Annotated in this window: 23 protein-coding genes and 2 pseudogenes; 13 read left to right on the top strand and 12 right to left on the bottom strand. The window is 38.8% G+C overall.

The window, feature by feature from the left end; translation table 11 throughout:
* The first annotated feature begins 338 nt into the window (after positions 1-338).
* Entirely contained in the window at positions 339-1190 is an 852-nt protein-coding gene (locus tag H6G08_RS28000) for a DUF2382 domain-containing protein (protein WP_190549046.1), read from the top strand.
* A gap of 75 nt (positions 1191-1265) precedes the next feature.
* Here the strand turns inward: H6G08_RS28000 and H6G08_RS27995 are convergent, their stop codons facing one another.
* The 7 genes and pseudogenes from H6G08_RS27995 to H6G08_RS27965 form a co-directional block, all read right to left on the bottom strand.
* Positions 1266-1865, bottom strand: coding sequence for an SH3 domain-containing protein (locus H6G08_RS27995; RefSeq protein WP_190549044.1), 600 nt, complete (start codon positions 1863-1865; stop codon positions 1266-1268).
* 71 nt (positions 1866-1936) lie between these two features.
* Positions 1937-2842 (bottom strand): DUF3267 domain-containing protein, encoded by a 906-nt coding sequence (locus tag H6G08_RS27990; RefSeq protein ID WP_242046307.1) that lies wholly within the window; start codon positions 2840-2842, stop codon positions 1937-1939.
* Positions 2843-3087: 245 nt separating this feature from the next.
* Positions 3088-4848, bottom strand: a complete 1761-nt coding sequence (locus H6G08_RS27985) for an alpha/beta hydrolase (RefSeq protein ID WP_190549041.1) — start codon at positions 4846-4848, stop codon at positions 3088-3090.
* 15 nt (positions 4849-4863) lie between these two features.
* Positions 4864-5652: an alpha/beta fold hydrolase gene (locus tag H6G08_RS27980; RefSeq protein WP_190549039.1), complete on the bottom strand. Its 789-nt coding sequence runs from the start codon at positions 5650-5652 to the stop codon at positions 4864-4866.
* A 126-nt stretch (positions 5653-5778) separates the two neighbouring features.
* Positions 5779-6963, bottom strand: a pseudogene (locus H6G08_RS27975) (cation:proton antiporter); the annotation flags it as partial.
* A gap of 118 nt (positions 6964-7081) precedes the next feature.
* Complete coding sequence (locus H6G08_RS27970; RefSeq protein WP_190549035.1) at positions 7082-8311, bottom strand: zinc-dependent alcohol dehydrogenase; 1230 nt, start codon at positions 8309-8311, stop codon at positions 7082-7084.
* 732 nt (positions 8312-9043) lie between these two features.
* Positions 9044-9868 carry an amylo-alpha-1,6-glucosidase gene (locus H6G08_RS27965; protein WP_242046306.1) on the bottom strand — a complete coding sequence of 275 codons (825 nt, stop codon included), beginning with the start codon at positions 9866-9868 and terminating at the stop codon, positions 9044-9046.
* On the opposite strand from H6G08_RS27965, the gene H6G08_RS27960 reads away from it, so the two are divergent.
* The 3 genes from H6G08_RS27960 to H6G08_RS27950 are packed head-to-tail and all read left to right on the top strand — an operon-like array spanning position 9825 to position 11130.
* On the top strand, positions 9825-10262 hold the full coding sequence (locus tag H6G08_RS27960) for a DUF2231 domain-containing protein (RefSeq protein WP_313943013.1): 438 nt from the start codon (positions 9825-9827) through the stop codon (positions 10260-10262). The genes H6G08_RS27965 and H6G08_RS27960 overlap by 44 nt on opposite strands.
* Positions 10259-10864: a DUF2231 domain-containing protein gene (locus H6G08_RS27955; RefSeq protein ID WP_190549031.1), complete on the top strand. Its 606-nt coding sequence runs from the start codon at positions 10259-10261 to the stop codon at positions 10862-10864. Before H6G08_RS27960 ends, H6G08_RS27955 begins: the two co-directional genes overlap by 4 nt.
* Before the next feature lie 2 nt (positions 10865-10866).
* Positions 10867-11130 (top strand): cytochrome c oxidase subunit II, encoded by a 264-nt coding sequence (locus H6G08_RS27950; RefSeq protein ID WP_242046305.1) that lies wholly within the window; start codon positions 10867-10869, stop codon positions 11128-11130.
* A gap of 72 nt (positions 11131-11202) precedes the next feature.
* Here the strand turns inward: H6G08_RS27950 and H6G08_RS27945 are convergent, their stop codons facing one another.
* A complete protein-coding gene (locus H6G08_RS27945; protein WP_190549029.1) occupies positions 11203-11937 on the bottom strand; it encodes a cation:proton antiporter domain-containing protein in 735 nt (244 codons plus the stop codon).
* Between the two features lie 132 nt (positions 11938-12069).
* Here H6G08_RS27945 and H6G08_RS27940 point away from each other — a divergent pair, with 132 nt between their 5' ends.
* The 4 genes from H6G08_RS27940 to H6G08_RS27920 all read left to right on the top strand — a co-directional run bounded on the left by H6G08_RS27940 (position 12070) and on the right by H6G08_RS27920 (position 14052).
* Positions 12070-12249, top strand: a complete 180-nt coding sequence (locus tag H6G08_RS27940; RefSeq protein WP_190549122.1) for a hypothetical protein — start codon at positions 12070-12072, stop codon at positions 12247-12249.
* A 407-nt stretch (positions 12250-12656) separates the two neighbouring features.
* Positions 12657-13028, top strand: coding sequence for a GMC oxidoreductase (locus tag H6G08_RS38365; protein ID WP_199322775.1), 372 nt, complete (start codon positions 12657-12659; stop codon positions 13026-13028).
* A gap of 8 nt (positions 13029-13036) precedes the next feature.
* Entirely contained in the window at positions 13037-13537 is a 501-nt protein-coding gene (locus H6G08_RS27925; protein WP_190549027.1) for a DUF1622 domain-containing protein, read from the top strand.
* A complete protein-coding gene (locus tag H6G08_RS27920) occupies positions 13534-14052 on the top strand; it encodes an HPP family protein (RefSeq protein WP_190549025.1) in 519 nt (172 codons plus the stop codon). Before H6G08_RS27925 ends, H6G08_RS27920 begins: the two co-directional genes overlap by 4 nt.
* A 95-nt stretch (positions 14053-14147) precedes the next feature.
* Here H6G08_RS27920 and H6G08_RS38360 read toward each other — a convergent pair whose 3' ends face one another.
* A complete protein-coding gene (locus H6G08_RS38360; protein ID WP_277877863.1) occupies positions 14148-14279 on the bottom strand; it encodes a hypothetical protein in 132 nt (43 codons plus the stop codon).
* Between H6G08_RS38360 and H6G08_RS27915 the strand changes: the two are divergent.
* A pseudogene (locus tag H6G08_RS27915) lies at positions 14241-14921 on the top strand (universal stress protein); the annotation flags it as partial. The gene H6G08_RS38360 and the pseudogene H6G08_RS27915 sit on opposite strands and share 39 nt — an antisense overlap.
* A 9-nt stretch (positions 14922-14930) precedes the next feature.
* On the opposite strand, the gene H6G08_RS27910 reads toward H6G08_RS27915, so the two are convergent.
* Both H6G08_RS27910 and H6G08_RS27905 read right to left on the bottom strand, forming a co-directional pair.
* On the bottom strand, positions 14931-15764 hold the full coding sequence (locus tag H6G08_RS27910; RefSeq protein ID WP_190549023.1) for an ion transporter: 834 nt from the start codon (positions 15762-15764) through the stop codon (positions 14931-14933).
* 28 nt (positions 15765-15792) lie between these two features.
* Positions 15793-17079 (bottom strand): DUF389 domain-containing protein, encoded by a 1287-nt coding sequence (locus H6G08_RS27905; protein ID WP_190549022.1) that lies wholly within the window; start codon positions 17077-17079, stop codon positions 15793-15795.
* 384 nt (positions 17080-17463) lie between these two features.
* Here H6G08_RS27905 and H6G08_RS27900 point away from each other — a divergent pair, with 384 nt between their 5' ends.
* Together H6G08_RS27900 and H6G08_RS27895 are read left to right on the top strand one after the other, a co-directional pair.
* Positions 17464-17841, top strand: coding sequence for a response regulator transcription factor (locus H6G08_RS27900; RefSeq protein ID WP_096602306.1), 378 nt, complete (start codon positions 17464-17466; stop codon positions 17839-17841).
* Positions 17838-19259 carry a sensor histidine kinase gene (locus H6G08_RS27895; RefSeq protein ID WP_190549020.1) on the top strand — a complete coding sequence of 474 codons (1422 nt, stop codon included), beginning with the start codon at positions 17838-17840 and terminating at the stop codon, positions 19257-19259. The genes H6G08_RS27900 and H6G08_RS27895 overlap by 4 nt, the downstream gene beginning before the upstream one ends.
* 11 nt (positions 19260-19270) lie before the next feature.
* Here H6G08_RS27895 and H6G08_RS27890 read toward each other — a convergent pair whose 3' ends face one another.
* Positions 19271-20920: a cyclic peptide export ABC transporter gene (locus tag H6G08_RS27890; protein WP_190549018.1), complete on the bottom strand. Its 1650-nt coding sequence runs from the start codon at positions 20918-20920 to the stop codon at positions 19271-19273.
* A gap of 253 nt (positions 20921-21173) precedes the next feature.
* Between H6G08_RS27890 and H6G08_RS27885 the strand changes: the two genes are divergently transcribed.
* Together H6G08_RS27885 and H6G08_RS27880 are read left to right on the top strand one after the other, a co-directional pair.
* On the top strand, positions 21174-22457 hold the full coding sequence (locus H6G08_RS27885; protein WP_190549016.1) for a flavin-containing monooxygenase: 1284 nt from the start codon (positions 21174-21176) through the stop codon (positions 22455-22457).
* A gap of 137 nt (positions 22458-22594) precedes the next feature.
* Entirely contained in the window at positions 22595-22774 is a 180-nt protein-coding gene (locus tag H6G08_RS27880; RefSeq protein WP_190549014.1) for a hypothetical protein, read from the top strand.
* Positions 22775-23093: the final 319 nt, after the last annotated feature.

The following is a 23093-nucleotide window of genomic DNA, read 5'->3' as shown; positions in this document are numbered from 1 at the left end:
ATGGATTATAAAGACTGTAAACTTATATGTTCAGCATTAGGAATCAAAAATTAAATTCCTTTCTCCACCAGTTTTCCACTTTCCGCTTCTAAACTAGAAAACTATAAAAATCACATCACAATTGTGAGATTTGGTCTAGATTTTTGTTGAAGATTGTCCCCACAGCTTTTATCGGAGGTCATCTCCGATAAAACTTTTCATAATCATCTGAAAAATATTAATCAGAATTGATGGTTTAAGGTTTTTATTGAACTTTTAAATAAACAGCCTATACAGGTTTAAGTAGGTACTGCCTACAATACTTATCTATCAAAATGTTGAACTCTGAGGCAAATAATATGGCACTCGTAAAGCTTGAAGATTTTTATCCCAACTACCGAGAAGATTCCTTTGAATTAGATGACATCAAAAAATTTGATGTTTATGCTAACCGTAATGAAAAAGTAGGCTCATTATCAGATATTTTAGTTGATGAGCATACAGGTAACTTCCGCTATTTTGTGGTAGATACAGGTTTCTGGTTTTTTGGTAAAAAAGTCCTGTTACCTGTCGGACTAGCTGACATCCATTACACTGAAAAGCACATTTATGCCAAAGGCTTAACCAGGGAGCAAGTAGAAAATCTGCCTAATTTTGATGAATTAGAAAAGGTTGATTACGACTATGAAGAGAGAGTTCGCGGCGTGTATCGAGGTTCTGTGACTAATTCTGATGTAAAACAACCTGCCAAGTACGATCGCAACAATTACAACTACGACCAAGAACCTTCACTTTACAACATTGATAACCAAGATAAACAAAGCCTAAAACTTTACGAAGAAAGGTTAATAGCCAACAAACAACGCCGTAAAGCCGGGGAAGTAAAAATTGGTAAACACGTAGAAACGCAAAAGGCTCGTGTAGCAGTTCCCGTAGAAAAAGAGCGTGTAGTAATTGAGCGTGTTAATCCCACAGAGACAACACCAAGCAATCCTGAACACGCCTTCCAAGATAGTGAATTCGCTCGCATGGAAATTTACGAAGAAACGCCTGATATTTCCAAAGAAGCTGTTTTGCGTGAGGAAGTTAGAGTGAATAAGGTTGTAGATACAGATACAGTTGAGGCTAGTGATACAGTTAGGCGCGAAGAGTTAGATGTGGATAGTGAAGGCCTTCCAGTTGTAGATAAGAGTGATAGGCACAATAAATAGGGAAGAGGTATAATTTTTAGCAGTGAGAAAAGCGATCGCAATACTGCGATCGCTTTTTTTTGACTTCAAAGTTTTTTATAATTGGTTATATTCGTAACCCTGAATCCCAAAGCCTTTTTCCTGCAAATAAATTCGACCACTACTGCTTTCACCAATTATCAATTCTGCTTGACCTGATCGAGTTTGAGTTACAGGAATAAATCTTACTTGATAAACAGTTGTACCTTTGATTGATATATAGCTAATCCAAGGTTGGTAATCATCACTTTTAGGAATTCGCACCGCAGCCACACGCAGTAAATCCGTGCTATCAGTTGTTTTAACGTAAATATTCATATAAGGCTGTTCCCTACCATAAACACGTACTTGTCGGCTTTGGGTTTCAAAAAACAGCCGCGTATCTGATGGTGATGGATTGGGATTTGGTACAACATTAATTACATCTTCACGTACCCAACCGATATCATTATTACCCTCTGCATACCGGATACGATACCACGAATATCTATCACCAGCAGGCTGACTTTTCTCCAGAATAGTCACACGAGTACCAGCTGGTTTGGTGAGTTTCACATTGTTGCTCAACGAAGGGACAGAACGGATATTAATTTGCAAATTCTGGTTATTTGGATTATTGGTTTTGAGAATCCCAATTTGTTCAGTGCCAGTAATCATAATTTATTTCCTTGCAATTGATGTGTGTGATATATAACAACTGTAATAATTAAAAATTTTAATATTAAGTATTATTGAATACGACCTTGAAGAAACTTAACCAAGAAGCCGATAAAAACTAAACTCAAAACCATTACTAAAATTGAGATCCAGTTAAAACCCAGATTAAATCCTGCTGCGGTATTTTCCCAACGTAAAATCCAAAAATAATTATTACCAATAATAAATGAAGGTACTGCTAATATTTTCAACAGCGGTATCAGCAAAAAAGTAGATATCAATAATAGACACAAAGCCATTAAAGTAAGATTCAATAAAGATGTTGCTACTGAACGAGGTCTACTTTTATCAGTTCTACCAAACGGAAGTTCTCGACGAGTTACATGAAGAGGAGCATAAATAGCCATCCCTTCTTCCCTATCTTCAACTCGAATTGACTGCGGACAACGTAGCAATTGCACCGCCATCCAGATATCGCCAATTGCACCGCCTGTATTGATTGCAATTACCCAAATTAACCAAGGTGCTTGGGGAAAAATTGCTAATAGTAACAAACATAAAATATCAATGACTACTAATGGTGCTAGACCAATGACAAGAAAATTATTGCGGCGGAAAAAATTGCCAGGTGAAGTTGCATAAGCTAGAGGTAATAAATATTTAAATTTCAATCCATAGCGTGGCGAACCACCAAAGACAGCAAACGCAATTCCATGAACAAATTCATGAACAATGATAGTACCAAAAGTAATCCCAAATAAAAAGATAAAGGGGATAATTCCGCGCCAAACTCCACCTTCAGAACTTTCTACATTGAAAATCAGTGTTTCTCCGTGAATACTCGCGTAATACCAACTCGCACCTGCGGCTGCTATTATTAACAATAATGAACCCAAAGTAGTCCAAATAAGTGAGATTTCCAGAGTTACCTGGAATACATAAATCGGCTGTTGGCGATTTGTGAGATTCATAATCATTGCAAATTCTACCCTTACGTTCCAGATTAATAATCTTCCCTGACTTTTTCCTCAGTCTCTGGGTTTAAATACTCTGGCGATATTGAAATAAATTTTGTGTGATTTTATTCAAATTTAAGATTGAATTTTGCTAGTTTATTTGTATTACTTTTAAAATGAAACTGGATTAGCTTGAGGATTCATCTAGAGACTTAATATTTAGAGTAGGCACTTTGTATCTGCCTTCATTAACCCCAGCAATTAAACTATTTAAAAGCTTGTTGTAATTGCTCAGGATTCAAAGATTTAACTAAACTTAAAAGTAGCGGTTGCTGACTAATAGTATTGGTATAATCTGCACTGAGATAAGAAATATAGCTTGGTTGTTGGGCTACATAAGTTTTAAAGAAAGGAACGCTTAAAGCTTTAACATAACTACGAGCTAATTCTGGTCTCGAACCGATTACTTGTGTAGGAACTGGCACAACTGCATTTGATGATTCTACGATAGTCGAAAAGTGAGTGCCACCATTAATTAATACTAAATATTTACTGGGAGTAGTCAACCAAGTAAATGGTTTAATTTGTTCTGGTAAAGCTGGAGCTACGGTATCATTACTACCAGAAACAATCATCACTGGAATTTTAATTTGACTGAGACTAGCTTGCCCAAAAATTTGGCTATCAACAGGATTAATGGCAATAATCGCCTTCACTCTAGGATCGGATAAATTATATTGATTCTGTGGTAAACGTACAGCCAAGCACTGAAATAATATTGAAATATTGAGCGTATCTTCAGAAGCTGGGCAGTCTTTTTCTAGTTTTGTGAAATTAATTTTAGCTCCCGCTAATGCTAAAGCTGTATAGCCACCGTATGATTGCCCAACTACACCAATCTGGTCTAAATTTAAATGTCCCCTAAATGTTGGGTTAGATTGTGATAACCGAGAGACTTCATCTAATAGATATTTCACATCTAAAGGTCGATCGATAAATTCTCTAGGGTTAGTAACTCTATCTGCTGTACCTGACAATAATGCTTGTAACTGCTGAGAATTACTACCAGGATGTTCAGGAACAGCAACTACAAAACCATAAGAAGCAAGATGTTCAGCTAAATACGCAAAACTATTTCTGTCAGAACCTAATCCGTGGGAAATTACAATCACCGGAGAAGGTGTTTCTGTCATTGGTAAGTAAATATCAGCAGGAAAAGTTCGGTTACGTGATACATCATTGAGTGTGATAGTTTGCTTTTGCCAAGTAAAACTTCCTGGTTGTCTGAGGTTGATTAATGGTGCAACATTCAACGCAGAGACAGTTGTTGCTTGTTGTTGAGATTGTTGGTTAATGAATGCTACTGCTGCTTGAGTTTGATTGACTAAATCTTGTAATGTATCAACAATTTCTAAACTCCTTGCCAAATTAATAGAAATTGATGGAGCAGGAAATCTTTCTAATACATCTAAAAGAGTAAAACCTTTTGGCTCTGTGGCTGCTGCTAAAATCAGTGCGGCGCGAATTGCATAGAATCCAGATAAATGAGATTCTGTCTGAATAATTTTTCCTAAATTGGTTAACAGTCGCTCACCAATTGGTGTGTAAAGAAACTGGGAAATTTCTGTGGCATTTAAAGAAATTGGAGTTACTAATACTTTTCGTAATTGAGTTAGTTGCTTTTTATTTATAGAATTTGCATAGGTAGCTAAATCTTCATCTATTTTACCTGTTTTAGCATAGGTATCAAGTGATTTAATGGGAATAGACTGTTCTAAAAGACTATAAGAAAAAGTTATGCTTTCTGCACCTAAAGCCGGATGAATAGTGGGTGTAGGTAATAAACTAATGCCTAAACTACCCAAAGCTAATTGTATACAAACAGCTTTCTTACCTAGAAGATTACTAATTTTTTTCCACTTACAATACTTGCTTGAAGTGGGATTTTTACCGCTATTGTATAGATGCAAATATTTATTAATTATCGTTGACACTGTACTAAAATTTCTTAACTGTGACTTCTTCATACTTGTCAAGCTAAATTACATCGTAAATTTTTCAGCAAGCAAAAGTTCATAGAGATTAACATCGTCTTCTAGCAAACAGGCATGACCACTATCAGGTAAAATTTTGATTTGATGATGAGGAAAAATCTTAGCTAAACGTTGAGCCTCATCTGCTGAAGGTAAAAGTCGATCGGATTTACTGCCAACTATTAACACAGGTTGAGTAATTTGAGCTAGTTTTTGCTGGTCAATATTAAATTTTCTCATTAGAGATAAACGCTCATTAGCTGTTGCTTGAGGTGCAGAACGGGTAGATTTCAAAAGTTCTTCTCTAGCAGTAGATGAAAGTTTATTTAAATGCGCTAGAAAAGGTAAAAATATAAAAGAAGAGAATTTGTAAAAGAATTTTGGTGTTAAAGGAAATAAAAGGGAACCGAGAGTTAACCAAGGGACACGAGAAAAAGAAGAAGCAGAATTAATTAAAATAACTCTAGTAAATAGTTGTGGAAATTTCTCTAAAATTTTTAGTGCCAAACAACCCCCAAATGATTCGCCACAAAGATAAACAGATGAACGTGGTGCTTTTTCTAGTTCTAGCTGAGTTAAAGCAGCTACTCGTTGTGTCATTTCATCCCAACCTTTTAAATCATCAGGGGGAATGACAAAGCAACGTACATTAAAAGCCACCTCTAAACCTGCTGTTTGAATATACATCAACTCTTTTCCAATCTCATCCATACCAGGAAGAAATACAAATAGGGGATTGCGAGGATTAGAAGGCTGAGTAGCTAAGAAATAAGAATGACTGCGAACTTGAGATTGCATAGCTATAAGTTCAAACTAAGATTCAACTAATTCAGAAATACTAATATTGTTGTCTTCTAATTTTTCTGTACTGATATGATCGCTAGCTGGTTGTAAATACTCTTGCTCGGTTTTACTGCTTAGGCCTACATTGAACCAGCTAGCAACGTAACCAGCTGTTATTCCCTGCAAAAATACTGTCATCATAATTGTCAAAAATACCAAGGCTTTAATCGCATCACCACCATTGATACCTTGTTTTGCCAAAGAAACTGAAAACAAAGAAGCTAAGGAAGCAGCTACAATTCCCCGAGGCGCAACCCAAGATAAAAATACCTGCTGTTGCCAATCAAAACCTTGATTCCAAGTAGATATTAAAATATCAACTGGGCGCACTATAAACATTAATACTAAAACTGTCAGTACACTACCCCAACCTAAAGCAAATACACTGGCAATTGATAAGTCTGCTGCTAATAAAATGAACAAAACTGAATTAGATAAAATGCTCAATTGCTCATGAAAGTGACGCAGTAAAGGTTCTGAAGATAGGTGATTAGCTCTTAAAACTATGCCCATAAATACAGCAACTACTAGGCCAGATTCACCTTGTAAAACCTGTGCCAAACTAAATAAACCCCAAACACTAGCTAAAACAACTAGATTTTTTAGCTCTTGTAAGATAAATTTCTCTTGCTTAAAAATTTGAGCTAATAACCAGCCGCCACTTATACCAATTATGCCACCAATACCCAAACGCAAAACCAGACCCTTAATTAAAATTAGCGGCTGTACATTTCCACTTTGGACAAAGTGCAGCACAATCATAGACAAAATTGCACCAATTGGATCGATAAAAACGCCTTCTCCTTCTAAAAGTGTAGCTATTTGTTTATCAACAGCAATTTGTTTGAGAAGAGGATTAATAACTGTTGGGCCTGTGACAACTACTAGAGAAGCATAAAGAAAAGCAATTGGCCAAGGAAATTCACTCAACCAATGTGCAGCCATTCCAGCACCAACAAAAGTAATCCCAACTCCTAAGCTAACAAGATTGCGAAGACTACTAGAAACTGCTTTTAACTCTCTTAGTTGTAGATTTAACCCACCTTCAAATAAAATCAGTGCTACCGATAGCGAAACTAAAACTTCTAAACCAACCCCTAATAAAGATGGATCTAAAACACCTAATCCATCCCTTCCTAGAAAAATCCCAAATAGGAGTAGTAAAACAATGCTAGGTATTTGAAAATAACCAGCAAGAACTTGAGCAGCAATACCAGCTACAACAGTTACACTAATTAAAATAGTAATTTGTAATGATTCTTCCATAAGCAAACCTGAAATTTTTGCAGTACAACCTCCTATGCTCAAAAGCAAAAACTATCAGCAAGTTGGGTAACTTGCTGATGTAAAATTTTCGGTTTATAACACAGTTTTGATAAAAACTCTAAACCTTAGCTAAAGCTTTTCCTGGTACTAATTCTACCTTCACCCAGCCTGGTTGCCGTTTGTCAAATGCCTTGTATGCATCAAGAACTGACATTAGCGGTTCGATTTGAGTTAAGACTTTTGTTGGGTCTACTGTGCTATTGCGAACCAAATCTACCAAAGTAGGAATATACTTGCGGTGATTACAATTACCCATGTTTATAGTCAGATTTTTGTTCATCGCCATGCCAATAGGGAAGAAATTGTGGCTTGGTGGATAAACTCCAATAATTGAGAGTGTACCGGCTTTAGCTAATGCCTGAACTGCCCATTCTAATACTTGAGAAGGAGCATTACCAGGATGCCAATTGCCATTTTGAGGATTAGTTTTAGGGGCAATTTGTTGTAACTGCTGCTGAAATTGTTTTGCTTCTTTGCGTGCTTTTGCGGCTGCTGGGCCGCTATCAGGTGCATTCGCATCTACACCAACTGCATCGATCGCTCTATCTACACCAATTCCCCCAGTCAGTTCGCGGATTGCCTCAATCGGATCTTCGGCATTATAATCGATGACTTCTGCACCCAAATCACGCGCCATTTCTAAGCGTGAGGGAATTGTATCTACGGCGATAATCCGTCCTGCACCAAATAGCCTAGCACTAACGATCGCAAACTGTCCAACAGGTCCACAACCGAAGATGGCAACTGTATCCCCCGGTGTGATCTCTGCAATATCAGCACCAAAGTAAGCTGTAGGAAAGATGTCAGACAACAGAATTGCTTGGTCGTCTGTAACTTCTTTTGGTAGCTTAACTAACCCTGCACTGGCGTAAGGAATCCGCGCATATTCTGCCTGCAATCCATCAAAGGGGCCAGCTGCTTCTGGTCCTCCGAAAAAGGCTGTGCCAGCGTTATGTCCGTGGGGATTGGCATTATCACATTGAGCGTGATAACCTGTGCGACAGTAGGAACAGTAACCACAGGCAATTGTCGAGGGAACGACAACGCGATCGCCTACTTTAAAATTACGCACGTTGGAACCAATCTCTTCAATAATTCCAACACCTTCATGCCCTAAAATTGTGCCGGGTTTCATCCCTGTAAATGTACCCCGAATCATGTGTAAATCTGTGCCACAAATTGCACTAGAAGTTAAGCGAATAATCGCATCTGTGGATTCTTTAATTTTGGGTTCTGGGACGTTATCTAAGCGAATATCTCCAATTCCGTGAAAAACCACTGCTTTCATGTTGAATATTCCTGAATTTATGAAGGTTGCATCTCAAAAAACTAGTACCATCGTGAAGTCAAAATTATATTTTCGGCTTTTGCACTCTTGGGAAGGGAATGTTTATTGAGGCTGTGGTGTACTAGTATCTGTAAAGTTTAGCCACTACAAGATTTGATAAATTATTGATGCAATAAGGTGAGGAAATTGCTACCAAAATTTAACTTTCTAATGACTAAATCAAAAAAATTAGTTGATTTTAGTCTCGATGACATACGCACTTAAAAACTATAGTATCGATATTGTTATAGTTTCTTATCGTCCTCTAGAAAGAGATAAATTGTAGAGAGCGTAGATAGTTCCCTCTAATGGAGATACAAAAAGGAAAGTCATAGCACACTTGTTAACAAGATACTGCTTGCACTCTGCGAAAAGCTCGATCGCTGGCTGATCAGTTGCGATCGCAATATTTATCTTGTCATGACTGTGATCGCAGTTGATGCAATTATCTATGGCTGTTACTATGGCGGAGAGTTAGTCTATGAATATGGTGTAGGTACAACATTCAAAAAATCAAATTTAATCTAAAAAACCACATCTATTTTGAAAACTATAGTTTTCAAAGTAGTAGGAGTATCTTGCTCCCTACTGATAGTAGCGGGCTAGAGCGCCATCACTACTCCAGGTTTCAAAATGGACGAGGTTAAGTTTATAGATTTGAATTTGTTGTTGATTTTTGGCGAATTTATATAGCTATTCAGAAACTTGTAATTCCCCATCAATATGGGTAACTTCCCAACGGGTTTGTTCTTCCTCCCGCCAAAAACGCAATGAGATATTAGCGTCTCCCACACTCAAATTTGTTAATTCCAAGTCTGGCAAGCACTCTGGTAGATCAGGTTGTAACTTTAACTTTCGTTGTGGTGCATCAGCCTCAATTCCTAAGATGCTGCGAATAAGTAAGAAAATTGAACCGGCTGCCCAAGCTTGGGGTATATTGGCATCTGGGTAAGGAACTGGAAAGTTATTATCTTGGCGTTCAATTCCCGCAAATAATTCCGGCATTCGCCCAGCTTGAAAATAACTAGCAGCCGCAAAAATCCCCTCAGCAATGGAGTTAGCTTCTGTGTGATAGCCGTATCGCTTCAATCCAGCCACAATAATAGAGTTGTCATGGGGCCAAACACTTCCTCTTTGATAACTAATTGGGTTATAAGCTTGATTTTTCGCCGAAAGAGTCCGCACACCCCAACCACACCACATATCTGGTTGAAAAAGTCGCTCCACAACTTTTTGCGATCGCTCTTGAGGTACAATACCAGACCATAGTAAATGACCGGGATTTGAGGCGATAGACTTAATTTGTTGCTTGTGGTTATCTAAGCCAAGACAGTAAAAGCCTTCCTCTTCCATCCAAAAGCGATCATTAAAGCGTTGATAAAGTTCATGCGCTTTTTGACGTAGCTTTTTCCCTTGCTCTTTTTCTCCCCACACCTCATAAATGAAAGCTGCTTTTCGCCAAGCATCGTAGACGATTATTGTCCATTTCGTGATTGCAATGGTGTTTTTCTCATTCATTTGCGATGTGGTGGGTTATTTCACCCGCAGTCCACGTCTGTTTGAGGTTGGTTTCTGGAATATGTTTGTCGCGGCGATCGCAATTTTTGTCGCCATAATTTTGGGACAGTTTGAAGCCGGTCTAGCACAACTGTATCCAGCAGTCCAACCCACACTTAATTTTCACACAGTCATGGGTTGGTCACTGGGGGCGATCATTGCAGCTATTACAGCTTGGCGGTTTGTAATTCGCGATCGCAACCCTCTCAAAGTTCCGCCTGCTTACCTTGGTGTGGCAACGTTTTTGATTTGCCTGGTGTTATTGCAAGTATATCTAGGAACCAAATTATTTTGGGTATACGGCTTGCACGTTGAGCCTGTTGTCCAAGCCATGAAGCAGCGAGTTTCGCCATGAACTCCCAATTCATTGACTCTTTAGGATTGAGGTTAGGTGCGAACGGATTACCTTACGAAATTCCCATGCACCCACAGTTGGTGCATCTAACTTTGGGTTTGTTCATCATCGGTATCTTGTTTGACATAGCCGGAGCTATTTTTCTCATCGAAAGACCAATCTTCAAATTTTTGGGTATTACTGCCATCCGTTCTGGCTTCTTTGATGTTGGTTGGTACAACCTGCTAGGGGCAGCTATCGTGACATTTTTTACCGTTGCATTTGGTTTTTTCGAGCTACTGCTAGCAAACCCACTAGCTGATAAAAAGACTGCTTGGGGCTTGAGTCCTGGTTTGACAATGCTTTTGCATGGTTTGGGTGGTGTTTTGTTGCTAGGAATTATTGTGTCCATGACCGTATGGCGAGGTTTGCAACGCTACCGTTGGCGCAAGGACACTTCCAGGCAGGTGCAGTGGAGTTACTTATTAGCAGGGATTGTCATCTTAGGTATTTTGTATATTCACGGAACTTTAGGAGCGCAATTGGGAGAGGAATTAGGCATTCATGTTACAGCAGCTAAGTTAATCCAAGAGGGCACAAACCCAAACTTGCTATTCAAATAATTATGCAGAGATTTTTGGAATATTTACTAATAGCTGGTTGTATAGCAGTGCTGCTTGTTGTTAGTCATGGGATTGGGCAGTTGGCATATTCTTGGATGCCTGTGGAAGCTACAGTGGAAGCGCAAAAGGTAGATAGCTTGTTTAGCTTCTTAACTTCAATTGGCGCGTTTATTATTCTTGGGCTTGTAGGCATGATGGTATACTCGGTAATTTTTTTTCGTGCCGCCAAATATAAAACGTGTTGTGCCGATAGAGATTATTCTTGAAGCCGAAGCAACAGCCGTTCGCCCCACCGCAGTTGAATATAAGTCTGGTGATCGCGTGGAAACGCTGCCAACTTATACGACAATCTGGACAGCTGGCACCTCTACTAATCCATTGATTAAAGATTTACCCATTCCTTCAGAACATCGAGACAAACACGATCCTATATAACCTAAAACTGCGCCGCACAATACAGCCCCGCCAACTTCCCACAGCACAACATGATAAAACCACTCAGATAATGCTTCTGTTGAGTTTCGCTGGAGCATGAGGATAGACAATAGCACAAAAGGATAAGCTAACCCGTCATTGGCAACGGATTCAGCCGAAATGAGATGTCGTAAACGTCCAGGCAAATTATCTTCAGCGACAATACCAGTCACGATGGAATTAGAAACAATCGGGTCAGTTGGTGTAATTGCCGCCCCAACCAGCATGGCTTCCCAAAAGGGAATTTTTAAGATCCAATAAACCAGCAAACCACTAACCACCCACATCAAAGGCATGACTAACCCTAACAGAACTGCCAGAGGTCGCCAGTTGCGGAAAAAATAGCCCTTAGGCAGTCGCAATGCCACCCCCATCAATCCGATCGCTAAAGTAAAGCGCGGTGCTTGCTCTAGAAGATGCTCTTTTGGTAAACCCCAACCACTAGGGTTCACTAATCCTAATACGTCAAGTAATATCCCCAACAACAGCGCTGTTAAGGGGTCAGAAGTCCACCAATTACGCCGGAAATAGTCAGATAACAATCCTAGAAATAGAACGATCGCACCAATCGCTGTGATTAAAATATTCAGTTCATTCAAGCTCAGTAACTGGTTGCATGATTAAGTTTTTTAGCCAATTGATAAATATATGTAGGTGATTACTGCCCACAGCAGCATCCATCTATAGGGTAAGATGATATTTATTCCAAAGTTGAGATACAGTTTTGATAATTGACGATTCACCGTCCCAATATCAAAGCATCTATAGAATATGCGCCAGGGCCTAAAATTGCGATCGCAATCAACAAGCGATCGCGTTCCTTGCCTTTGAAAGTGAGATTGACGCATACTTCCGGTACGAGAATTCTCCCTAACCGAGTTCCATCAGGAGCGTATACCTGCCCTGAATAAAACCCTGTGGAAGATTTATGGTTACAGGCTAAGAATTTTTTAAGAAAGTTTTAGCATCTGTGTAAATCATTTTCCGTTGTCAAGTGGCTATTTAAGTTTTTTACCGATCGTCAAAAATTCGATTTTTCTAAAATAGAACAATATCAACCTTGTTTGATTCTCATTTAGGATCGCTATATATGCAAAAAATAAAATTTAAAGGAAATTATTTACTAACTTTAGATATAAAAAATCATAATACCTCAGGCAGAAGAATTATTAAAATTAAAGTTTTAGCCTAAAAATAAGAATATATCTTTAGAGCTATTTGACATTTTCAAAACTTCAAAACCAAATCAAAATATAGCTAAATTACTTTGCATAAAACAGCAGAGTGAGACTTTTTTACTCGTAATAGATATGAAATTATGACGAGCATCACAGAGCGTTACGACATCATTATTACCGGTACAGGAGCAGGTGGCGGGACTTTGGCTCACCACCTTGCGCCTACGGGTAAAAAAATCCTAGTGCTGGAACGAGGCGACTTTTTAGAAAGAGAACAAGATAACTGGAATCCACAGGAAGTTTATCAAAAATTTAGTATTTATCCTAGTTATCGATTTGGCACAGATCCCAAAACATTTATTTTGGCTCTCAATTGTCGTACCCATGATGTCGAGAATCTTTATGTTTTAGATAGTAGTTTATTTCCTTCAAATTCCGGCACTAACCCCACGCTGACAATTATGGCTAATGCTTTGCGCATAGGGGATTGCATAGCTGAAAGATTAAAGTAGAAACAGCTATGAAAACAGAGACATCACAGGATTCTTTGATTAGTTTGATATTGCCCATAGCACTCATCTTCGGGCTAGATCTACTGTTGAGTTTGAATGTAGAAGGTGGGGGAGAGGGCAGAGAAACTACTCCTTTAGAGATAGGGCTGAAAGTCATTGTCGGTTACTTGGCTGCGGGCACAGAAATTGCCGCCGCCGTTGTGATTGGCACAGCAGTGATCCGAGGCATTGCTGCCTATTTGCGCTTGTTATTTTCTCGTTCCAAACAGCATTTTGATGCTACACAAGGAGTGCGTTTGCAATTGGGACGAGTTCTAGCATTGGGCTTGGAATTCACTGTTGCTAGCGATATTTTGCGGACGGCAGTAGCACCAACACGCCAAGATATTTTAGATTTAGGAGCGATCGTTTTGCTGCGAACTTTGCTGAATTATTTCTTGGAACGTGAGATTCAGCAGGGAGAGCAACGCCGTTTACCAGAGTCGGAACTTGATAGGAGTAGACGATGAAATCCCATCGTTCCAGCTTAAAACCTTTAGAAGGTGCAAATCGATCGCTCCGTCGCCGCCTCAATTGGAAGGGTGAGTTAGCATTAGCTACTGCTCCAACAATAGTCATCTTGAGCGTGTTTGCCCTAGTTGAAGTCCTAACCCGCCAGCGTTTGTTGTTTGCGTCCCTAGCTTCGAGTGCCTTTCTGATTTATCTCGATCCCCAACACGGTACAAATACAGTACGAACTCTAGTCATTTCCCAAATGATGGCAGCAGGGATTGGTTTTGCTACTTATATGTTGTTAGGTTCAGGTTATCTATCTGGGGGAAGTGCAATGATCATCACCATTGTGCTGATGATCTTGTTAGATGTGATGCATCCTCCAGCTGTTGCTACATCTTTAAGCTTTGCTTTAAAAGCTGGCAACGAAAACAACCTAGTTTTATTTGGTTTAGCTGTGGGCATTACTACAGTGTTAGTTGGACTGGAACGCTTTGCCCTGTGGCTTCTGGCAAAATTTAGCCTGAAGTAGTTTCATGCTGATGATAGTTGCAAGGAGAAACAAATCATGAACTAACAACACCCTACTTCTAACCAAAAAAATGAAAATCAAGCGCCATCAAATACTCATCCGATTGCCACGGGATTGGGAGCAGCCGGAGGTGGAATTGCCAAAGCCGCAATCGCTCGCTCAATTGGTGGAGTTGCAGGTGCGATCGCTCTCCCTGTGAAACACCAGTGCCAACTGTCAAAAGTCATCGTCTGTTGCAGCAGGCTGTACAGTTAGGAGAAGATTGGCGAATTCCTGTGCATACACAGATTCGGGTTGCCCATGATGTTGCAGGGGCAATATTAGAGACTGTCAAAGAACGGCATATAGATTTAGTACTCATGGGTTGGAAAGGGAATACTTCAACTCCTGGTAGAGTTTTTAGCCGAGTGGTAGATACTGTGATTCGCCAGGCTGCTTGTGATGTTGTGTTAGTTAAATTAAATTACCAAAAAGGTTTTAAGCGTTGGTTGCTGCCAATGGCAGGTGGACCCAACTCTAGCCAAGCAATTCAGCTATTACCTGCGCTGACTACCCTAAGTTCATCACCTGCGATTAAGCTATATCAGGTTTTCAAACCTACTGAATCTCAACCAGATACCACATTGCTCGACAACTGTGTTCGCTTTCTTCAGCCGAGAATTAGTGGTAAGGTAACTGCAACTCCAGTCTGTGCTAGTTCTGTTCCTGAGGCTGTCATTGATTGCGCCCAACAAGACCTTAGTGATGTGATTATCCTGGGTGCTAGTCGTGAAAGTCTTCTCAAGCAAGCGATTAACGGCAATATTCCTGAAAATATTTCTCGTAGGAGTAATTGCACAGTTATTTTGGTACGCAGTGCCACAGCTTAAATAAGACCGCTAATTTTTCCCATCTTGTTTTGGCTCTATATGTTGATGCAGCAGTGCTTGTATATCAGCCCTTAATGCAGCAATTTCGGTATGAAGTTCGGCAATTGATTTTGCACCGACTAACTCTGCTTCGTCATCATCTGCATCACGACCGATAAAAAACGTTGCTAGTGTTGCCGTAACATAGCCAAATACTGCAAAAGCATACATCGCCAGAATCAAACACAGCACTCGACCTTCAGGTGTTTTGGGCCAATACTCAGAACCCATTGTTGTCATCAGCATTGCCGTCCACCATAGGGCTGTGCCGTAGTTATTTAAACCAGAACCATCGGGAATATCGCTTTCAAAAGCATACATCCCAGCAGCACCTACCAAAGTGACAATTGTGGTCAGCGACACTACATAAGCAAACCCTCGACGCTTAACACTTGCTGCTAAAGCCCGCATTCCTCGGTTGGCACGGGTCATTACTCGCAACAACCGCAACCCTCGCACTGCCCGTAATGATGAGAGACTTCGTACTATTCGGACAATGCGAAAGGTACGTAAAGCAGGTAATAGCAAAGAAAATGCAGTTAACCAGTTACTTTTTAGATATGAAAGTTTGCGCGGAGCGAGGATAAATTTAATTGCAAAATCTAGAATAAATACAATCCAAATAGTCGTACTGACAACATCTAGCAGAGGATTTAACCCCCAAGTCAACTCGATAATAAATAGTGCTAGCCAGCCAAATGCCAATATCAACATCGGCATTTCTAGCCAATCTTCAAGTTGTTGTAAAACTTCGTTGCGCTCTTGTTCTAGGGCTTGTTGATCAGAAAAATTTACGTTCCTCATGAGGTATTCATATTAGGGAAAAATCTACTTATTTCTTATTAGTAGGTAATTCTAAGACACTAACATCAACCAATGGTGTAACATTAAAGCCTTGGTTTAATAAATGAGTTTGAATTGCTTGGGTGAGGCGAGAACGAATTTCCTCAGATGACTCACTAACTCCTGGTTGACGTTGAACATAAACAACAGATAACAGCGTATTTTGTCCAGAAATGTTGGCACGGGTGAAGCGAACATTTGATTCAACTAATTTTGCTAAACCAACTTGCTCCACAACCTTTTGGACTTCAGCATTTGCACGTTGGGCGCGACTAGAGCGTTCTAAATTGGGAGAATTGGAAAATTGCCAAGTTAATAGACCTACAAGTGCTATGACTGTAATTGCCATAGAAAAGCGAAATACTCCTTTTTTACCACGCTGATAGCGAGTTGCTTGAGTAGATAGTCCGAAGATGCGGAATAAGAGGGAAGCTGATAAATTGATGCCGCATAGTTGCAGTAAGAGCAAGAATAGCCCAGCTGTTACCATCTCCCAGCGACCAATTGCACTAGCCATACCCACAATTCCCGCAGGTGGAGCTAAGGAAGCAGCTACTAACATTCCTGTTGCTGCACCTGAGACTAAACTACTACGCTCAGATTGCATGAGGTTAAGCGCACCTGCTGCACCAGCCGCTAGGGGTAGTAGTACTGCGACAGCTGAAAGCTGACTGCGTTCAATCATCAGGCTGGTAGCGATTTGCTGGCGCAGAACTAGGCTCAGTAACCAGGCGATCGCAATCGTCACTGCTAATGCGGCAAAATAACGTAATAGACTCCGCCATAGCAGTTGGCGATCGCCTCTGGCGGTAGCGATCGCAGTATTCATTGCTGGCCCTGCAAATGGTGCAATCAGCATTGCTGCTACTAATAAATAAGTTGTATTGGTAAACAACCCAATCCAAACTACTACCCCAGCTAATGCTGCATAACCCAGAAAACCACGCCAAGAACCAACACTTTGCAAACTAGAGAGAAAAACTTCAATCGGGCTACGTTCTTCTACATCTTTGACTTGCTGTGCTGCTTCTTCTGGCGGTGGTTTTAAAGCCAAAACTCCTGTAGGGAGTAGGGTAATATGTACTTTCGGTAAGTCTTGCAACTCATCTATAAACTGCCCAACCTTGTGATTAGAAAGGTGAACAATCACCAGGTCAATTGCTTCGTTGCTGTTTTTCGCCTCAATTTGTGACAGGTTTGTGCCATTATGAGATTCTGCAATATCGAGAACCTGTTTGCCGCAGCCATGTTGTACTTGGATAATAATCTGACGCATAGCACCCTTTTATTATTAACCATCTCGCATTGCGGACAACTACGCTCTCTAACTAAGGGAGTATTTTGTTATCTCTGATATCTTCTAAATTTCAGGCAGTTCAGGTTTATAGATTGTTTTGCCTTCCTCAAATAAGAATACTACTCTCTGAAACTTTAAAAGTATCTCTATAAAAGATAAGCAAAATAAATTTTAAATACATTTATTTAAACAATTTTATGAGTTTCTAGTATTTAATGCAATTTTTTTGATAAAAATAAATTTTTTATTTTAGCTTTTATTTACTATTGATTAACTTAATTTATTTCTATTGATAGATGTCAAATATAAAAAACTAATACATCTTATAATTACAAAAAGTTGTCTCAAATTTACTAATGTAAAATGCCACACGTTTTACTCGTGGATGATGAAGCGGCCTTGCGCGACAGTCTCACATATACATTACAAAAAGAAGGCTATACAGTGAGTACAGCCGTTGATGGGCATAATGCAATCAAACAGTTCCACAAGCAAGTACCAGATATAATTTTGCTTGATCTGATGTTACCGGAAGTGAGTGGTATGGAAGTCTGTTGGCGAATTCGAGCCTTTTCCAATGTACCCATTGTCATGCTCACAGCTAAAGATCAGGATGTAGATAAAATATGGGGCTTAGAAGCTGGAGCAGACGATTATGTGACTAAGCCCTTCAATACTCGCGAATTACTAGCACGCATCAAAGCAGTGTTGCGTCGTCGTTCTGAGGAACAGCCTTCATGAGAGGCTTCTTACCCCGAATTAAATTAAATACAATTCATGCAAAGCTGTTTGGCACATACTTGATGCTGACAGCTTTTGGAACGTCACTGCTAGCAGGTTATATCCTGTGGTCGTTCGCTGATTATTTCATGCGAATGCGACAAGTAGATTTGGATAACTGGACAAGTGCATTAAGTGAAAGTGTTGCAGATGGACTAGAACAAAAAGATATTCCACAGGTAAAATTGCTGGTGCAACGGTACGGCGCACCGCAAAATTTGACGTTGCGTGTTTTTAATCAACAAGGTAATCTGATAGCTACTTCTGACCCAAAGTTAGACTCTCAAGTTAAAGACTGGTATCAAATTCCAGGAATGCGCGCAGCTCTAAAAAATCGTGTAGAACAAGGAATTGCTAAAGGAGTTTTATCTAACAAAGATCGCCTCTACATTGCTAGACCGATTGAACGCAACGGTCAATTTTTGGGTGTGTTGCGAATGTCAATTACCCTGGAGCAGTTTCAGCGACAGTTTGCAAGGGTGTTTTGGAGCGTTTTGGGTACGCTAGCAATCACAATTTTACTGTGTGCATTGATTAGCAGTCGCTTTGCTCGCAGTCTCTCTAAACCGATTGAGATTATGCAGAACTTTGCAATTCGCTTGGGTGGAGGTCATTTTGGCGATAAGCTGATCATCCAGGAGAACAATGAGTTGGATCAATTAGCCGCAGAACTCAACCGGATGAGTGAACGATTAGCTTCCCTAGATCAAGAACGCCGGGTATTTTTAGCCAATGTTTCCCACGAACTGCGTACTCCCATCAGTAATGTTCAGGTAACAGTGGACGCACTCAAAGGCGGAGCCTATGAAGAACCAGAAATACGCGATCGCTTTTTTCAAACTATCGACAGCGAAATCAAACGTTTGGCAAGATTAATTCATGACCTCCTCGATTTAGGACGTTTAGAAGCGGGAGTCACGCAACTCGAACAGCAAAGCATTTCACTGCAAGGATTGATTAACCGTGCTGTGAACGCAATCGAACCGCGAATGCAAACTGTGAAAATTGCTCTCCAAGTGAATGTAGATCCCCTCACGATTCAAGGCGATCCAGAACGATTATTACAGGCAATTCTCAATTTGTTAGATAATGCAATCAAACATTCACCAGCCAACTCGCAAGTTTTTATTTCTGGCTATAGCAGAGGAAAACAAGCAATTATTCAAATTCAAGACCAGGGGAAAGGAATCAAGGAAGCCGATTTACCCAGGATTTTTGAGCAATTTTATACTACAGATCCCTCACGCAAAAGTAGTGGTAATGGTTTAGGATTAGCCATCACTAAGCGGATTATTGAAGCTCATCAAGGTAGTATTACAGCTACTAGCACTCCCAACCAAGGCGCAACTTTCATAATTTCTTTGCCCTTAAAAGGTTAAATATATGTGAATTAAACTAAATTCTTTTCACTAGGTATGAGACAAGTATAAATGTTCTCTACCTTGCCATAATCAAACTTAACTATCCTGTCTGATAAATAGAAATATTGGTCATCATGAGTGACTACTATTACAGTTTTACCTTGTTTTTTCAATTCAGGTAATATTTGGGTATAAAAAATATTTTTAAATATAGGATCTTGATCGGCAGCCCATTCATCAAATACATATATAGGACGGTCTTCTAAATAAGCTGTTAACAGGGCTAGGCGTTTTCGCTGCCCTTGAGATAATAAAGTTGTCGAAAGTATGCCGTTTTTAATTTTAACTTTTTTATCTAATTTTAATTTAACTAGATAATTTTTAATTTGCTCGCCAGCAATATTTTTACCTATATTCAAAAAATTATCGAATAAATAAAAATCAGAAAACACTGCTGAAAAATGTTGGCGGAACCAATCTTGATTTTCCGCAGTCACTAGTTTGCCATTGAAATAAATTTTTCCACTTTCAGGAATATATAAACCAGCAATTAATTTGAGCAGCGTAGACTTTCCACTCCCATTACCACCAACAATAAAAACAATTTCCCCACCCGAAACTGTTAAATCAATTGAGCCAAGAGTAAAAGCTGTATCTTCTGATTCTTGGTAATAAGTATGAGTGATACCCACAAATTCTAAACTGTGACAAAAATTATCTGCTTGTTCCCAAATCATTAAATTACTTTCGTAACAGCGAGCGAACAATGATAGTTTGAGAGCATCAATATTTTTTAAAGCAACAGTTGCTTTGCTAAAAGTAGGAATAGCACTCATAATGTAGTCTAAAGGTGAAAGCAGGTAGAGAATTGTCAGTGCATATCCAGATAAAATATGAGTGGGGATAGTTTGGAAAGTAGGCAAAGCAAAAATTACCAATCCTACAACTACAAAAAATAAGCTATTTCCCCAACTAGCAGCAACTGCAAATATAGTCATGCCAACTACATTATTACGTCTAGATAATTGTGCCGTTTCTCTCAGTTCTTGCTTTAAAAATATTTGTCGTCGTTCTTTGTGAAGCTTTAGTTCTTTAGTTCCCTCAGTTAGACTCTGAAAATGCTTAAATAATTTATCTTCTTGCTGACGAGCTAAGGTGAAAAATGAATTTGCTTTATGTGCAACCTGTTGATAGCTAATTATTCCTAGCAATAAAGAAAGCAGTACTAAAAAAAATATAGTTGAGGATAACCAAAATAAATATAAAAGACAACTGGCTACGATAGTTATATCAATACACAAAGTAGGAATAATATAAACTATGCGCGAAATTGCTAAAACATCATCTGTTAAGGTAGCTAATAGCCGATGTTTACCTAAAATTTCTAGATGATATAGCGGTGCGGCTAAAATTCTTTCACTCAATGTGAGACGCAATTCTACAATTGCTTTTTCTGTCAAATTAATTAACAAATATTTAGAAATTATATTAGTCAGAAATTTTATTAAGCAAAGACTGATAAAACTCCAAATTAATGTTACTTGCTGTGATGAATTATTAAAAGTTGCATTAATAGTTACTAGCAAGCCTGCTGTACTAACTCCACTTAATAACCCGATGAAAGCAGCAAGAGTTAGAATTTTCCTAGAAGCACGTAACAGCAAAGTTATTAAGTTCATCTCAATTGTTTCTTCATGAACGGTATTGCTGTTTATATATAGAGGTTGTTCATTGCAGTGTCGATACAGAAAAGTTAAGGATATAGGAAAGAAAATGGCTTAACTTGCAAACTCAACTAATGAATAGAGGAAGCAGGAACGAGATTTCAGGACGTTTGCAAACAGTTCAAATTCCCTAACTAATCTATATCGACTATTAAAGTTACAAGTTTTATAAAGATAAGAGTTAAGTTTTGCAATCTAAGTCAATGTTATGAACGCTGAACTAGACGTTATCATTATTGGGGCTGGTTTTTGCGGTATTACTGTAGCTGCAAGTTTAAAAAAATTTGGAATTGATAACTTTGTGGTGATAGAGAAAGGTGAAACTGTCGCAACTATCTGGAAAAACGCCTACGAGCGATTAGTTACTCAAAATCCTTATTTTACTCTACCTTTTTTTGAGGGTAAGGGAAAATATTCCACATTTAAGACGAAAGAGGAAATGGTGGAGTATTTAACAGAATATGCATATCATTTCCAAGTTGATTCACATATTCGTTTTGGGGAAGAAGTACAAAATATTACTAAAAATTATCATCAGAATCAAACAGATGATAACTGGCAAATACAAACAACTAAAGACATTCTATACTGCAAGGTTCTTGTTATCTGTACTGGGCTAACTAATGAACCTGTGATACCAAAGTTTGTGGGGCAAGAAGATTTTTTAGGTAAGATTATTCATAGTAATGCCTATAAAAACGGTATTCCTTATCAAAATCAGCAGGTTTTAGTCATTGGTTCGGGGAATTCAGCAGCAGAAATAGCATTAGATTTATATGAACACGGTGCTGCGCGTGTAGATATGTTAATTCGCGGTAAACGTTGGGTATTTCCTCTTTATCCGAGACTGCGATCGCTACAATATTGGTTATGGCGCACTAGGTCATACTTTAAACGTTTTTTTAATAACAATACAATAGATTCTCGAATAGAAGCTATGGCTTTTGCCATAGATTTCTCACCAGAAGAATTACAAGCAGACATCAAGGAAACTGATAAATTTATTCAGCGTTTTGCTTTAGATTTGAGTGCATACTCTATCTATCCAGAAGATAAAGGGCCAATGGATATAGAAGTTAATCATGGCCGTGTAGCTTGGGTAGATAGAGGTACTGTTAAACAAATCAAAAAAGGCAATATTCGAGTCATCTCTAATAGTATTCAACAACTCACAAAAACAGGCGTAATCTTTAGCAATTGTGTAGCACAAGATTATGATGCAATTATTTTAGGTACTGGCTTTCGCCCTGGTATAAATAAAATTTTGAGACAGCCGCAATTGTATCTTAATGCGAACGATAGGTTATTACCAAAAACAGATGCTAAATGCCAATCTATTGTTGACCCTACACTTTACTTTGTAGGTTTTGAGAAAACTGTTGCTAGATCCGCAACTTATGGATATTACGGTTGGTGTACAGGGAAAAGAATTGCTTTGCAATTGCTGCAAAGAAAATTTGTATCGCGTCAAAAATTGCAGATTTCACTCTAGTTAAGCATGATGCTGTAAAAGTTAAGTTTCAAGTTAAGTTAGCTTCTACATTTAATTCCTTAACTTTTCTGTATCGACTTTTAACTTTGCAAATTCTATAAAGATAACATCACACTTGCAACCAAGGAGTTGAACTGATGAAGACTTTAACAAATTCTCTGAACAATATGCGCTGGAATAGACTGTTTACACTTGCCTTATCATTCAGCATTTTATTATTTGCACAAGCCTGCAATTCTCATTTTGCAAAAATAGATTCTCCACAACCTACTGGAGAAAATTCTGTTAATTATTCGCCCAAGCAAGCTGGTAATTAAATTTTTATAAGCTTGAGAAATTAGCCAGATTTATCTATAACTCAAATTATAATTTTTCTGGCTGTAATGAGGTACGGATAATTGTCAGGGCACGGCAGTGTTCACGAAGTGCGTACCTCATTTACCTGAAATACGCTGTAACTTGTCGAATAACCATTAACTGAACTAATAAATAGGAGAAAAATATGCAACCTCAATGGGATAATTATTTAGGGACTTCCAGAGAATAAAATATACAGTAATTAAAATGATAATCATTTTAAGTGTGAGAAAGCAGTTGCCGATAACAATCGCTTTCTCACCCCAATAAATTGTTAAT

Origin of the sequence: Calothrix anomala FACHB-343, assembly GCF_014696435.1 — a bacterium.
Taxonomy (GTDB): Bacteria; Cyanobacteriota; Cyanobacteriia; order Cyanobacteriales; family Nostocaceae; genus Aulosira; species Aulosira anomala_A.
The sequence above is the reverse complement of the archived record's forward strand: the minus strand, read 5'-3'. Positions and strand labels throughout refer to the sequence as shown.

Excerpts from the sequence above, each read along its gene's own strand:
- H6G08_RS28000 (WP_190549046.1), top strand. The coding sequence starts at position 339 with ATGGCACTCGTAAAGCTTGAAGATTTTTATCCCAACTACCGAGAAGAT.
- H6G08_RS27995 (WP_190549044.1), bottom strand. The coding sequence starts at position 1,865 with ATGATTACTGGCACTGAACAAATTGGGATTCTCAAAACCAATAATCCA.
- H6G08_RS27990 (WP_242046307.1), bottom strand. The coding sequence starts at position 2,842 with ATGATTATGAATCTCACAAATCGCCAACAGCCGATTTATGTATTCCAG.
- H6G08_RS27985 (WP_190549041.1), bottom strand. The coding sequence starts at position 4,848 with ATGAAGAAGTCACAGTTAAGAAATTTTAGTACAGTGTCAACGATAATT.
- H6G08_RS27980 (WP_190549039.1), bottom strand. The coding sequence starts at position 5,652 with ATGCAATCTCAAGTTCGCAGTCATTCTTATTTCTTAGCTACTCAGCCT.
- H6G08_RS27970 (WP_190549035.1), bottom strand. The coding sequence starts at position 8,311 with ATGAAAGCAGTGGTTTTTCACGGAATTGGAGATATTCGCTTAGATAAC.
- H6G08_RS27965 (WP_242046306.1), bottom strand. The coding sequence starts at position 9,868 with ATGAATGAGAAAAACACCATTGCAATCACGAAATGGACAATAATCGTC.
- H6G08_RS27955 (WP_190549031.1), top strand. The coding sequence starts at position 10,259 with ATGAACTCCCAATTCATTGACTCTTTAGGATTGAGGTTAGGTGCGAAC.
- H6G08_RS27950 (WP_242046305.1), top strand. The coding sequence starts at position 10,867 with ATGCAGAGATTTTTGGAATATTTACTAATAGCTGGTTGTATAGCAGTG.
- H6G08_RS38365 (WP_199322775.1), top strand. The coding sequence starts at position 12,657 with ATGACGAGCATCACAGAGCGTTACGACATCATTATTACCGGTACAGGA.
- H6G08_RS27925 (WP_190549027.1), top strand. The coding sequence starts at position 13,037 with ATGAAAACAGAGACATCACAGGATTCTTTGATTAGTTTGATATTGCCC.
- H6G08_RS27920 (WP_190549025.1), top strand. The coding sequence starts at position 13,534 with ATGAAATCCCATCGTTCCAGCTTAAAACCTTTAGAAGGTGCAAATCGA.
- H6G08_RS38360 (WP_277877863.1), bottom strand. The coding sequence starts at position 14,279 with ATGACTTTTGACAGTTGGCACTGGTGTTTCACAGGGAGAGCGATCGCA.
- H6G08_RS27910 (WP_190549023.1), bottom strand. The coding sequence starts at position 15,764 with ATGAGGAACGTAAATTTTTCTGATCAACAAGCCCTAGAACAAGAGCGC.
- H6G08_RS27905 (WP_190549022.1), bottom strand. The coding sequence starts at position 17,079 with ATGCGTCAGATTATTATCCAAGTACAACATGGCTGCGGCAAACAGGTT.
- H6G08_RS27900 (WP_096602306.1), top strand. The coding sequence starts at position 17,464 with ATGCCACACGTTTTACTCGTGGATGATGAAGCGGCCTTGCGCGACAGT.
- H6G08_RS27895 (WP_190549020.1), top strand. The coding sequence starts at position 17,838 with ATGAGAGGCTTCTTACCCCGAATTAAATTAAATACAATTCATGCAAAG.
- H6G08_RS27890 (WP_190549018.1), bottom strand. The coding sequence starts at position 20,920 with ATGAACTTAATAACTTTGCTGTTACGTGCTTCTAGGAAAATTCTAACT.
- H6G08_RS27885 (WP_190549016.1), top strand. The coding sequence starts at position 21,174 with ATGAACGCTGAACTAGACGTTATCATTATTGGGGCTGGTTTTTGCGGT.
- H6G08_RS27880 (WP_190549014.1), top strand. The coding sequence starts at position 22,595 with ATGAAGACTTTAACAAATTCTCTGAACAATATGCGCTGGAATAGACTG.